Annotated in this window: 7 protein-coding genes; 5 read left to right on the top strand and 2 right to left on the bottom strand. The window is 58.9% G+C overall.

Translation table 11 applies throughout. The features are described from left to right. The first annotated feature begins 61 nt into the window (after positions 1-61). Positions 62-1,612 (top strand): sialate O-acetylesterase, encoded by a 1,551-nt coding sequence (locus HNQ64_RS04575; protein ID WP_184205819.1) that lies wholly within the window; start codon positions 62-64, stop codon positions 1,610-1,612. Positions 1,613-1,629: 17 nt separating this feature from the next. On the opposite strand, the gene HNQ64_RS04570 is transcribed toward HNQ64_RS04575, so the two are convergent. Beyond that, positions 1,630-3,330 carry an amidohydrolase gene (locus tag HNQ64_RS04570; protein WP_184205817.1) on the bottom strand — a complete coding sequence of 567 codons (1,701 nt, stop codon included), beginning with the start codon at positions 3,328-3,330 and terminating at the stop codon, positions 1,630-1,632. A gap of 88 nt (positions 3,331-3,418) precedes the next feature. Between HNQ64_RS04570 and HNQ64_RS04565 the strand changes: the two genes are divergently transcribed. Further along, positions 3,419-4,393, top strand: a complete 975-nt coding sequence (locus HNQ64_RS04565; protein WP_184205815.1) for an SMP-30/gluconolactonase/LRE family protein — start codon at positions 3,419-3,421, stop codon at positions 4,391-4,393. Positions 4,394-4,576: 183 nt separating this feature from the next. On the opposite strand, the gene HNQ64_RS04560 is transcribed toward HNQ64_RS04565, so the two are convergent. Next, complete coding sequence (locus tag HNQ64_RS04560; protein ID WP_184205813.1) at positions 4,577-5,641, bottom strand: class I SAM-dependent methyltransferase; 1,065 nt, start codon at positions 5,639-5,641, stop codon at positions 4,577-4,579. 70 nt (positions 5,642-5,711) lie between these two features. Here HNQ64_RS04560 and HNQ64_RS04555 point away from each other — a divergent pair, with 70 nt between their 5' ends. The 3 genes from HNQ64_RS04555 (at position 5,712) to pyk (ending at position 13,477) form a co-directional block, all read left to right on the top strand. Beyond that, positions 5,712-8,237, top strand: coding sequence for a transglycosylase domain-containing protein (locus HNQ64_RS04555; protein ID WP_184205811.1), 2,526 nt, complete (start codon positions 5,712-5,714; stop codon positions 8,235-8,237). A 90-nt stretch (positions 8,238-8,327) separates the two neighbouring features. Then, the gene (dnaE, locus tag HNQ64_RS04550) at positions 8,328-11,921 is read left to right on the top strand and encodes a DNA polymerase III subunit alpha (protein WP_184205802.1); all 3,594 of its coding nucleotides are present in this window, start codon (positions 8,328-8,330) and stop codon (positions 11,919-11,921) included. Between the two features lie 137 nt (positions 11,922-12,058). After that, entirely contained in the window at positions 12,059-13,477 is a 1,419-nt protein-coding gene (gene pyk, locus HNQ64_RS04545; protein ID WP_184205800.1) for a pyruvate kinase, read from the top strand. Positions 13,478-13,499: the final 22 nt, after the last annotated feature.

Raw genomic sequence — 13,499 nt, 5'->3', positions numbered from 1 at the left:
TTTCGGATCGACGAAGGGTTCATCTTGGAGATGACGTACTACACGCTCTCTTATCCCATCCATGCGCACACTCGCACTCACCTCACTCCTCGCTGCCTTGGCCTTTTCGGCTCGGGCGGAAATCAAACTACCCGCCATCATTGGCGATAACATGGTCCTGCAGCAAAAGCAGGCCAACCCCATCTGGGGCTGGGATACGCCCGGCACGGATGTGACCGTGACCTTTGCAGGCCAGACCAAGACCGCCAAAGCAGGCGCGGATGGCAAATGGACCGTGAAGCTGGATGCGGTACCTGCCAATGCGCAGCCTGCCACCCTCGGCATCAAAGGCACCAATACCCGCGAGCTGAAAAACGTCCTCGTGGGTGAGGTGTGGATCTGCTCCGGCCAGTCCAACATGCAGTGGAGCGTGAACGCCTCCTGGGATGCAGACCTAGAAATCGCCACGGCGAAATACCCGAACATCCGCCTCATCTCCGTGCCACAAGTGGGCACTCAAGAGCCCCAGCAGGACTTCAAAGGCCAGTGGGTAGAGTGCTCCCCACAGACCGTGGGCCCGTTCAGCGCGGTCGGTTATTTCTATGGTCGCGTCCTGCATCGCATGCTGGATGTGCCCGTGGGCCTGATCAACAACGCCTGGGGTGGCAGCGCTGCCGAAGCCTGGGTACGGCGTGATGAATTGGAGAAAGACGCACGCTTCAAAGGCCTCATGGAAAACACCGTGAAGACGGAAGCCGCCATGAACTCTGAGAAGGCCAAAAAGGATTACGAAGTGGCTCTGGCTAAATGGAAGACCCAGGCCGACGAAGCCAAAAAAGCTGGCCAACCTATTCCTCGCCAGCCCAGTTCCCCTCAAAGCTGGCTCACGGGCAATGCCCGCCCTGGAAACATCTACAACGGCGTGCTGCTGCCCACCATCGGCTATGGCATCAAAGGGGCTATCTGGTACCAGGGCGAGTCCAATGCCGGACGCGCCTATGAATACGGCTCTCTCTTCCCGTTCATGATTGAGCATTGGCGCAAAGAGTGGAAACAGGGTGATTTCCCCTTCTACTGGGTGCAGTTGGCTGACTTCATGCCTGAAGTACCCACCCCTGGCGACAGTGCCTGGGCTGAACTGCGCGAAAGCCAGACCAAGACCCAGAACGCCATCAAAAACGGTGGCCAGGCCGTCATCATTGATCTCGGCGAAGCCAACGACATTCACCCGAAAAACAAACGTGACGTGGCCGAGCGTCTCGCCCGCCACGCTCTGGTGAAGGACTACGGCTTCAAGCTGCCCTACCGCAGCCCCGAATACAAATCCGTGGCCATTGCAGGCAACAAAGCCATCGTCACTCTGGACACCTTCGGCTCCACCTTGCGCACCGTGGACGTGAGCGAGGTCAAAGGTTTTGCCATCTGTGGCGAAGACAAGAAGTGGGTGTGGGCCACCGCCAAAATCGTGGGCGGTGACAAAGTGGAAGTGACCGCCGCGGAAGTAGCCAAGCCAGTGGCCGTCCGTTATGCCTGGGCCAACAACCCCGTGTGCAACCTCCTCAGTGTCGAAGGTCTCCCTGTGACCCCCTTCCGCACGGATGACTTCCCGATGACCACGAAACCGAAGGAATAATAGCAGGCTCTACGAGCTTACTTCTCAAACACCACTTTCCCGCCTAACCAAGTTTTCAAAACGACCGTCTGCGGGAGGTCTTCAAGGGGGCAGGTGAGCGGATCTCGATCCACCAGGATCAGATCTGCCAGCCTGCCCTTTTTGATGGAGCCAGTCTCTGTCTCCAGCTTCAGCAGATAGGCATTGTTGGTCGTGTAAAGGCGCAGTGCCTCTTCCCGTGTGAGGGCATTTTCGAGGTGCACGGGACGGTCCAGTTTGCGAGCTTGGCGCGTGACCGCCGTCCACATGCCCAGCCAAGGATTGTAGGGGTTCACACTGCGAAAGGAGCCGATCTTTTGCATGTGGTCACTGCCACCACCGACGATGACCTTTTGATCAAAACAGGCACGCAAGGGCTGGAAATGTTTCATCCTTTCCTCACCAAAATGGCCCGTCAAAGTGCGGCCATCCATGTGCAACCAGATGGGTTGCAAATCCACACACACGCCCAGCTTCGCCGCTAGAGCGATGGATTCAGGCTGCATGAAATTACAATGCGTGACGCTGCTGCGGCTGCCACGGATGGATCCATCACGGTCCGCGTCTTCATACACGCCCAGCAGCATCGCCACGGCAGCATCCCCGACGGAATGCGCGGTGAATTGCAGGCCCACCCCGGTGATCTTCGCCACCATTTGGCGCAGGCGATCCGTCGGGATCTTTTGCTCTCCGCGGTAAGTCGGATCGCTGATGCCATAGGCCTCACTCACGCCCCAGGGCTGGCTCATCAATGAGCTGCCCGTCAGCATACCGCCATCCAGAAACACCTTCGTGCCAATGATTTGCAGCTCCACATTCGGCTTCGTCAGTGGATGCTGGATGATCTCCTCCATGGACTTCACCATCGCCGGCCAGAGACTCATCGCATTCAGACCCATGGAGACACGCACCCGCACAGGCAGCTCTTTTTGATCCCGCATCTTTTGGTAGAGCGAAAGCAGGCTGGAGCTGGAGTTTCGGTCCGCAATCGTGGTTAGGCCCACCGAGGCATAATCACGGAACAGTTCGAGCGTGCGCCGATGAGTATCCTCAGCGGAGGGAGACTTCTCTTTGCGCGGGGCTTTGATCGTCGGCGCAAAGCCACGCAGCAGGCCCGTGGGTTCGCCTGCGGCATCCTTCTCGACCTTACCGGGGTGGCCCTCCGGCAGCTTGAAGTCACGATCAATCTTACCCAGCTTCAGCGCCAGACTGTTGCACATGGCATCTGGCCCGGTGGAAAAGACCACGGGATTTTCTGGAGCTACTTTGTCCAGTTCAGCCCGCGTCGGGTAACGGCGCTCTTCCAAACGCGTGATGAAAATCTGCCGGAGGCCGATGAGGTCGCCCGGCTGGGAGGCCGCCACACGCGTGCGGATGTAGGTCAGCACCTCGGCGATGGTTTCCATGGTCGGAATCTCGTGGTCAAACTCCGTCATCGCCGCAGCCGGATGCACATGCGAATCCATGAGACCCGGCAGCAAGCTCTTGCCACCCAGATCCAGGAGCTGCGTCGTTTCACCCTTCAGCGCCAGCACCTCGTCATTGCCACCCACCGCGACGATGCGCCCGGCCTCCACAGCCACCGCTTCGGCATAGCGAAAGGCTTCATCCACCGTGATGACACGGCCATGATGCAGAATCAGGTCAGGAGCAGCGTGAAGAGAAACCGTGAGGCACAGGCAGCAGGCAAGGAATCGCATGGGCTACCAACGATGGGCCGTGGAAGATTCGTGCGAACAACTGAACGCTTGCCCAGACAGGACGCCGCACGCTAGGCTTTCGCCTTCTATGAAAAAATGCCTCCTGCTTCCCTTTTTGAGCCTCACGGCTGCCTTCGCTGCTGAACCCGTGCCTGAGTTCAAAGGCAGCATCGAGAGGCTAGACCCTGCCCTGGATAAACTCATCGCCCCAGACGCAAAGATCGAAGTATTGGCCACAGGTTTCAACTGGTCCGAAGGCCCCGTGTGGAAAGACGGCCAGCTCCTCTTTTCCGATGTACCCGAAAACACCGTCTTCGGCTGGAAAGAAGGCGATGCCAGCGCTACCACCGTCCTCAAACCCAGCGGCAGCCTCAGTGGCGATGGCCAGGGCTCCAACGGCCTCGCGGTGGATGCCAAGGGCAGCCTCATCCTCTGTCAGCATGGCGAGCGCAGAATCGCAAGACTGGAGAAAGACGGCAGTTTCACCTCTCTGGCAGACAAGTTTGAGGGCAAACGTTTCAACAGCCCCAATGACCTCGTCATCGCCAAAAGCGGCAGCCTTTTCTTCACCGATCCTCCTTATGGCATGAAGAAAGGCACCCCCCAGGATGCCCCCTATCACGGCATCTACCGCCTGGATACCGATGGCAAAGTCAGCCTCATCATCCAGGACATCCTCTGGCCGAATGGCATCGCCCTCAGCCCCGATGAAAAGACCCTCTACATCGCCGTTTCCGACAAGGATGACACCCGCCTCATGGCCTATGATCTCCAGGCCGATGGCAGTGTGAAAAATGGGCGCCTCTTCTTCCACGCTCATCCCCTGAAGTCCGCTGAGCGGAAAGGCGGTTGCGATGGCATGAAGGTGGATACCCTGGGCAACGTCTGGACCACCGGCCCCGGCGGCGTGCTGATCATCAGCCCTGAAGGCAAACACCTGGGCACCATCCTTACTGGCCAAAACACCGGCAACTGCGCCTGGGGCGGTCCCGAAAAAGACGTCATGTACGTCACCGCAGACATGTTCCTGGTGCGCGTGAAGACGCAGGTCAAAGGCTTGTAGTCGTCTTTCCTCTTGAACCAAACCGGAGCTGGCATCGGGAACTCGATGTGACCAAGCCAACAAGGCCGATTAGTCATTAACGAACGGAGTCCAAAAAACATCCTCCCTCGCCTCGTTTACAGGGAGTGCGCCAGAGGTGAGGGGCCATCGAGTGGTCTAGGATGCGCTAAACACAAAGGTGATCTACCTCGCCCCAGCCCCTTTATTCAGGCTCAAGATGCGAAACGAACGCCCCATGAAGGCCGGGTGCGTCAGGGAATGATACTGCCGCAAAAGTGCCTTGGTGGCAGCATCCATGCGGCCCTCCAGCGCGGCCAGCACGGGCAGGCCCAGCTTGCCCAGGAAGCGACCTTGCAGCTCATAATCTCGAACTGTCATCCCACGCGATTCAGCCACCTCACTCAAGCGGTTGAAATTGACATGCGTGGTCAGATCACACTCGCCCAAGTCTTCCAGCACCCGATCATCCGTCTGATGTTTTTGGTAGCGACGCAGCGTGCCCGTCGTGCGCTCGGGAGCATACAGCTCCTGGTCGTCAAAACCATAATCGGCGATGTAAACCACTCCGTGAAACGGAGCCTCCGCCACTTCCTGCATCCAGGCCAGCGCCGCCAGATTCACCTCGGTGGTGTAGCCTACAGGCAGGTCACATGGCAGCCGAGCACTTTCCACCGCCAGTGTCTCCGATGAAAGTGGCCCCGGCACAAAGGTCAGAGCCGCCCCTTCCGCCTGCACCCAGAGTTCCTGCCATACCTCGCCATCCCACTGGACGAGGTGGACGGGCATGGCATCCGGCAGTTCATTGCTGAGGAATAGGGCCGGGATAGCAGGCAAATCCGCGAGAGATGAGACCCAACGGACCCTTTCGCCAAATGGCACGAGCCGCTGCCGCTGCACCGCTTCATAGCGCGGATTCGGCTCGACAATCCAGTAGGAAAACTCGGTGGTGGACAACACATCCTCGGCCAGTTGCCCATCGTGCGCGGCCTGTTCGATCACGGCAAAATCCGCCGGGTTTCCCAGTTCTGCCTGCACCTGCTGCGCCAAATTCCCCAAAAGGCGACCGTACAGAGGCCCCACGGAGACAGCCGTGTAAAAATCTCCACTGCGGCCAATGCGCCTCGGGCCAGGACCATAGTACCCGTGCTCCGGGTGGTAGAGCGCTGCCTGCATCACTTCGGCAAAGGTCAGCCGCGCCTCGGACGAGGCGGCCAGAGTGTCTTGCAAAATGCTTGTCAGCGGGGTCATTGGGAAACAAGTGGCGGGGTGGCGTCACTGCCATTAGATTACCACCCCTTGCAATCAAGGGCATCTCCTCATGTTCGGCAAAGATTTGGAACCTAAACCCCAGACGAACTGGCGCGGCGAGTCCGGCCTGAAACTCCCTTTCTACCGGCGTGTCTGGTTCAGTGCCCTCATGGCGCTCATCATTCTCGCCAGTGTCGCAGTGCTGGGCATCTATGCCGTCGTCGTGGCCCCTCTCCGTGAAAAGGCAGAGCAGTATGACCTGGAAGAGATCCGCAAGCTGGAAGCTGCCAGCATCATCTATGACCGCAATGGCGAGGAACTCTCCCGCATCTACGTGCTAAACCGCACTCCCGTACCGATCAAGGAAGTGCCCCAAGATTTCATCAATGCACTGACGGCCCAGGAAGACAGCCGCTTCTTCCAGCATGATGGGGTGGACTACATCGGTCTTGTGCGTGCCGTTTACCTCAACTTCAAAGCCGGGGAAGTCACCCAAGGTGCCAGCACCATCACCCAGCAGCTCGCCCGCCAGACCTTTGGCCTGATGGAAAAGAGCTACAAACGCAAGATCATGGAAGCCTTTGTGGCTCAGCGCATTGAGCGCAAGTTCACCAAGAGCGAGATCCTGGAACTGTATCTGAACCGCATCTTCTTCGGCAAAAACTTCTATGGCATCCAGGCTGCTGCCCAGGGCTACTTTGGCAAAGACGCCAAGGACCTCGCCATCGAAGAATGCGCCACCATCGCCGGCCTGATCAAAAGCCCCAATAACATCGAGCCCATCCGCCATCCTGAACGTGCCATCAAAGAGCGCAATTACGTCCTAGAGCGCATGGTCATCGAAGGCAGCCTGCAACGCGACGAGGCCGAACGCCTGAAGCTGAAGCCCATGGTCACCACACCCCAGAGCAGTGATCCCAGGCTAAGCTACGTGTTTGACGAAGTACGGCAGGAAGTCGTCTCTCTGGTCGGTGAAGAGCGCGCCTCCATCGGCGGATTCCAGATCTACACCAGCATTGACAAAGACCTGCAAAAGGCGGCGGAAACCGCCATGAAAAAACGCCTCGCTGAAGTGGAAGCGCGCAACGGTTATGCTCACCAGACTTACACCCAGTTCCGCGGCATCCTGGGCGAGTGGTTCAAGAAAAAAAATCAGGGCACCCTGAGCCAAGACGAGAAACGTCCCATGCCCGAATACCTCCAGGGCGCCGCCATCGTCATGGATAACAGCGATGGTTCCATCCTGGCCATGGTGGGGGGCCGTGACTTCATTGACAGCCAATACAACCGCGCTACCGACGGCGTCCGCCCCGTGGGCACAGCCTTCACCCCTTTTGTTTACGCCGCCGCTTTTTCAAAGCCAGGTTACTTTCCCATGACCCCACTGGCGGATGAGCCCCTGGACAATCGCCGCGTGATGATCGGCGGCCTGACAGGGATTCTGGGTGAGTGGGGCATGGAAGTGGATGATCCCAAATGGTCCCGCAACCCCATCAGCGCTCGCGAGGCCCTGGTCGGTTCCCACAACTCTGCCACCGTCCGCCTGGGCGAACGAGTGGCCCTCGAGGGTGGCCGCATCCGCCAGGACTTCCGCGACTTCACCAAACGCGCCGGCATCAGTACCGAGCTGCGCGAGTTCCCCTCCACCTTCCTCGGGGCCACTGAATCCAAGCTGGATGAAATGTGCCTGGCCTACTCCTGCTTCCCCACCCTGGGCAAGCGCCCGGCCAAGCAGCACCTGATCCAGCGCATCACGGACTTCCGGGGCAAAACGGTCTTCCAGCTCGACGAAAAAACCCTGCAACCCGTTCGTGCCATGGACGAGATCGCCGCTTACCAGACGCATACCTGCCTCTCCGAGGCCCTGCACCGGGGTACGGGTTCGCCCTCCATCGAATATGGACTGGGAGACTTCCCGGCAGGTGGTAAAACAGGAACGCATTATGAGTCGAAGGATCTCTGGTTCCTCGGTTACACCTCCGCCGTCACCTGCGGTGTCTGGGTGGGTTTTGACAAGCAGAAGACTATCTACCCAGGAGCCTTCTCCAACAAGATCGTGCTGCCCATTTGGACAGACATCATCAATGCCTCCACGAAAGGCCGCGCCCCCCAGGACATCAATCCACCCGAGTCTGCTGAGCGCATCGAGATCTGCCGCGTCAGTGGCCTACGGGCGACCGACTTCTGCTATGACAAGGTCAAGGGTCCAGATGGGGTGGAGCGCTCCGTCCGCAGCACTTACTCCGAGTATCTGCGCCCCGGCACCAGCTTTAACACCACCTGCCCCGTCCACACAGGGGAGGGCTTGCCAGCCGACTTGCAGGCCTTTCACCAGGCCATCACCCAGACGGCTGACTCTGCCCTGCTCGCGCAGGCGGGTAAGTTTGCCAACATCGAGGCCGTCCACCTCCAAGACCCCATCATCCTCGGGGCCGATCCTTACAACGCGGAGAAGCCCATCCTGCGGGCCCGTCCAGTCAATGACGATGGCACCCCCATCCTGCGCGCCGTCCCCGTGGGCGTGGATGAGGGAGATGCCGATGAACAGCCCGTCATCAAACTGAAGCCGCCACCGGCCATGAAAATCGAGCTGTGAGGCTGCTGGCAGCAGGGCTGGAGATGAATCTCCAGCCCGGTGCATTTTTGGAGAGAAAAGTGCGTCCTTCTGGCTACCCTAGGCAGGCCAATGGCAGATTCCTTTGTCCACCTTCATCTCCACTCTGAATACTCTCTCCTCGATGGCGCGGTCCGCATAGATGACCTCGTCTCCCGCACGAAAGAGCTGGAGATGCCTGCGGTGGCCGTGACGGACCATGGCAACCTCTACGGGGCCATTGATTTCTACATGGCGGCCAAAAAGGCCAAGGTGAAACCCATCCTGGGCTGCGAGGTCTATCTAGCCCCCGGCTCCATGCATGAGAAGAAGGAGGTGCAGGGCCGAAAAAGTGCCTCCCACCTCACCTTACTCGCCTCAAGCAACGAAGGTTATGAAAACCTCTCCCGCATCGTCACCGAGGCGCATCTCTTCGGTAAATTCGGCGATACGCCGCGCATGGATAAAGCCCTGCTGCGACAATACAGCAAAGGCATCATCGCCCTCAGCGGCTGCCTCAATGGCGAGATCAACCAACTCCTGCTGACGGACCGCAAAGACGAGGCCGAAAAAAGCCTGATCGAATTCCGCGACATCTTCGGCCCAGAGAATTTCTACTTGGAACTCACGGATCATGGAATGGAGCAGCAGCGCACTGCCGCCCGCCAACTCATCCAGTGGGGCAAGCAGTACGACCTGAAGACGGTGGCCACCAACGACGTGCATTTCATGAATCGCGAAGATCATGAAAGCCACGACATCCTCATCTGTGTCGGGTCTGGGGCTAACGTGCACGACGTCAACCGCGTCACCTATTCTCCCGAGGTGTACTTCAAAACCGCCCAGGAAATGCGCGCGCTTTTCCGCGAGAATCCGGAGGCCTGCGATGCCACCTTGGAGATCGCCGAACGCTGCCATCTGGACATCCGCCTGGACTCCACCAGCATTGACCGTTACCCCCAATATCCCATGCAAGGGGTGGAGGGAAACTGGCCCGACCGCGTCGCCTACCTGCGTCACCTTTGCGAAGAAGGCCTCATTCGTCGTTACGGGCGTGACCGCGCGCTCAATGATGAAGCCCTGCGCAAACGTCTCGATTACGAACTTGCCCTGCTCGCAGAAAAGAACTTCACCAGTTACTTCCTCATCGTGTGGGACTTCATCAACTGGGCCCGTGAACACGGCATTCCCGTGGGTCCAGGGCGTGGTTCGGCTGCAGGTTCCGTCGTCGCTTTCGTGCTCGGCATCACGGACATTGATCCGCTGCGCTTTGAACTGGTGTTTGAGCGATTCCTCAACCCGGAACGCGTCAGCCCGCCCGATATCGACATCGACTTTTGCCAGACCCGTCGTGGTGAGGTCATTCAGTATGTGCGTGAAAAGTATGGCGACCTCAGCGTCAGCCACATCATCACCTTTGGTACCATGGGTGCGAAGTCCGTGGTGCGCGATGTCGGCCGTGTGCTCGGCTGGAGCTATGGCGATGCAGACCGCCTTTCCAAGATGATCCCCACGGAGCTGAACATCACGCTCGCGGGTGAGGACAAGAAGGATAAAGCCACGGGGAAAATGATCCACATTGATGGAGCCATTGACAAAAATCCGGAGCTCAAGGCCTACATCGAAAACGATAGCAACGCCCAAGAGCTGTGGAAGCACGCCACCTTCCTGGAAGGCATCACCCGTGGCACGGGCATCCACGCGGCAGGCGTCGTTATCGGAGATCGGCCCCTTTACGATTTCATCGCCCTGACTCGCGGCAACGAAGAGGAAATCGTCTCCCAGTTTGCCATGAAGCCGCTCACAGAACTGGGCATGCTCAAGATGGACTTCCTGGGCCTGAAAACGCTGACGGTCATCCAGGAGGCGGAGCAGTGGGTGCAAAAACGCGTGCCCGGCTTCAACACCTCCGACGCACCGTTGGATGATGTGAAGACCTTCGAGATGCTGCAACGGGGCGAAACAGTCGCCGTGTTCCAGATGGAATCTGGCGGGATGATCAATACCTGCAAACAGCTCGGTCCGGACAAGATCGAGGAGATCATCGCTATCTTGGCCCTCTACCGTCCGGGGCCCATGCAGTTCATTCCCGACTACATTCAGCGTAAAAAGGGACTGGAAGAAGTGGAGTACCCACACCCGCTGCTGGAGAAGATCGCCAAGGAAACTTACGGGATTTTGGTTTACCAGGAGCAGGTGCAGCAGGCCGCCAACTTGCTGGCTGGCTTCACCCTCGGTCAGGCCGACTTGCTGCGCCGAGCCATGGGTAAGAAGGACCTGGCCGAGATGGCTCGGCAACGTATCGCCTTCGTCGAAGGCTGTAAAAAGACCAACGACATCGGCGACAAACAGGCCAACGCGGTCTTCGACTTGCTCGAAAAATTCGCCCAGTATGGTTTCAACAAATCGCACTCCGCCGCCTACGGGATCGTGACCTATCGCACGGCCTACTTGAAGGCCAATTACCCCGTCGAGTTCATGACGGGCGTGCTCAGCCTGGAAGTCAGCAACACGGACAAGATCGCCAACTTCGTCAGCGAATCCCTGCGCATGGGCATGGCCATTTTGCCGCCCGATATCAATCGCTCACTCCTCAAGTTTTCGCCTGAGCGCACCAAGGACGCCGACCCCAACATTGAGGGGCCCAATGCCATTCGCTTCGGCCTCAGCGCGGTGAAAAACGTCGGTGAAGGGGCCATGGCTGCCGCCATCGAAGAGCGCGAGAAAAACGGTCCCTTCAAAAGCCTCGAAGACTTTGCTGCGCGCATGGACACCCGTGCCGTGAACAAGAAGTTGCTCGAAGCCTTGGTGAAGTCGGGCGCCTTTGATTTCACCAAAGAACACCGGGCCTCCCTCTTTGCGAAGTTGGAGCAGGTGCTCGCCTCCGCCGCCTCCGCGCAAAGGGACAAAAAAGCCGGCCAAGGTGGCCTCTTTGATGACTTTGCCATGGCCCCGCCTAAAAAGGCCGCCGCCCAGGTGCCGATCACACCCTGGACGATGGATGAGACCCTGGCCTTTGAAAAAGAGCTGCTCGGATTCTACGTCAGCGGCCACCCTCTGGACAGCTACCGTGGCAACTTCGAATCCAGCAAACTCACGAAGATCATCGCCCTGGAAGAAGTGGACACCAGCGCCAAACCGCAGACGGTTTTCATCGCCGGGATCGTCAACAGCCTGGACGTCAAATACTCGAAAAAGGACAACCGCCCCTTCGCCACCTTCACCTTCGAAGACTTCACGGGTCAGATCGAGATGATGGTCTGGAGTGACGAGTATGAGAAGTTCAAAGAATTCCTCAAAGTCGGTGCCGTACTGGGCCTGCGCTGCCGCTGCATGAAGGACCAGCGTACGGAGGGCAACCGCCTCACCCTCGGCGATGCCAAGCCCCTCTCCCCTAAAAAAGCCCGCGTGGCCAATGCCGGTGAAGCTGGGGTGGAAGCCCCCGTCAAGCCCCCACCGCCCCCGGCCCCGCCCAAACCCCTGCTGCTGCGCCTGGACTGCCGCCGCCACAGCCAGATTGACCTCGACCGGATCCACGAAGTCCTCACCCAGTTCCCTGGCGAGCTACCCGTCCTCTTTGAGTTCAACAACAGCAGCACCGGCAACAAAGTCCGCCTCCAAGCCGGCGACGAATACCGCGTCACCCAGACCAAGGACCTCGTGCAGCAGCTCATGATCTGGCTGTAGTCGGACAGGCAGGGATGATCGCCGGAGGGACCCCATTCTTGGGCAATCTGAGGTCTTGCTGACTGCATCGTAACCATGGCCTGTCTCATGCTTCATGGCAGGATTGCCGCTTGAATCTCCCGGCCCCCCCTTCAACCATGCCGCACATGCGTAAAACCAAGATCCTTTGCACCCTCGGGCCTGCCACCGAGTCCGCTGAAGTCATCCTTAACCTCATGGAAAAGGGCGCGGATATCTTCCGCCTCAACATGAGCCATGCCTCGCACGACTGGGTGCGCATGGTTTATGGCCGCATCCGCGAAGCTGCGGCCAAAGGGGCCAAAGAAATCTCCGTCCTCATGGACCTCACTGGCCCCAGCATCCGCACCGGGGATGTGGAGCAGCCCTGGCAGCTCCAGGTGGGTGACTGGGTGGAATTCCGCTGCAAGCCCGATTTGGCCGCTACGGTGCCCCTCTCCGTCACTGTCAACTATCCCGAGCTGGGCAAGGACCTCAAGGTGGGAGACATCATCATGGTGGACGGCGGCATGATCCAGATCAAGGCCACCGAAATCAGTGACAAGCGGGTCATCGGCACCGTCCTCACGAAGGGCGAGATGAAATCCCGCCGCCATATCAATCTCCCCGGTGTGCCTGTGCGCCTGCCACCTTTGACTCAAAAGGACTACGCGGATCTGGACCTGGGATGTGAACTCGGGGTGGACTACTTTGCCCTCAGCTTTGCCCGCGAACCCGCCCACATTCAGCACCTGCAACTGCTGCTGGAGCAAAAAGGCAGCAAGGCACGCGTGATCGCCAAGATCGAAAACCAGCAGGCCCTGCAAAACATAGATACCCTGGTGGAGGCCAGCGGCGGCATCATGGTGGCCCGTGGCGATCTCGGCAGCGAATGCCCCATCGAAGACCTGCCGCTGATCCAGCGCCACATCGTGGAGCGCTGCTCCTACCATGGCCGCAAGGTCATCGTGGCTACGCAGATGCTGGAAAGCATGATCGAAAACCCCGTGCCGACCCGTGCGGAGGTAACAGACATCTTCAATGCCGTTATCGAGCAAGTGGACTGCGTGATGCTGAGCGGGGAGACCAGTGTCGGTCGCTACCCCGAAAAATGCGTGGAGGTGCTGGACACCGTCATCCGCCGCATTGAGCAAAAGTACCCCTCTGGCCGTTTCGCCAGCGATGCACCGCTGAAGACCAATAAGCACAAGACCGTCAAAGCCGCCATCCTGCTGGCCAATAGCATCCCAAATTCCAAACTCCTGGTCTTCACCCTGCGTGGTGTCATGGCCCACCTGCTGGCGCATCAACGCCCGGAGTTCGCCTCCATCTTTGCTTTCACGCCGCACCTCCACGTCAGCCGCACCCTGGTCACCGCACGCGGCGTGCAGCCCTTTGTGCTGGCTTTTGAAGAAGGCAATCCCGAGAAAGCCATCCGCGACGCCATCGAGATGCTGCGGAAGCATGGTTACGTCAAAGTGGGCGACCCGTTAGTCATCCTCAGCGATGCGCTCTATGACGGCATCAATGTGGATGCCATCCTGCTGCGCGATGCGTAGCATCCGTTGGGAGAAACGGGTG

This window comes from Prosthecobacter dejongeii, from assembly GCF_014203045.1.
GTDB lineage: Bacteria > Verrucomicrobiota > Verrucomicrobiia > Verrucomicrobiales > Verrucomicrobiaceae > Prosthecobacter > Prosthecobacter dejongeii.
Note: the sequence above shows the minus strand (reverse complement) of the source record. Positions and strands in the feature narration are given on the sequence as shown.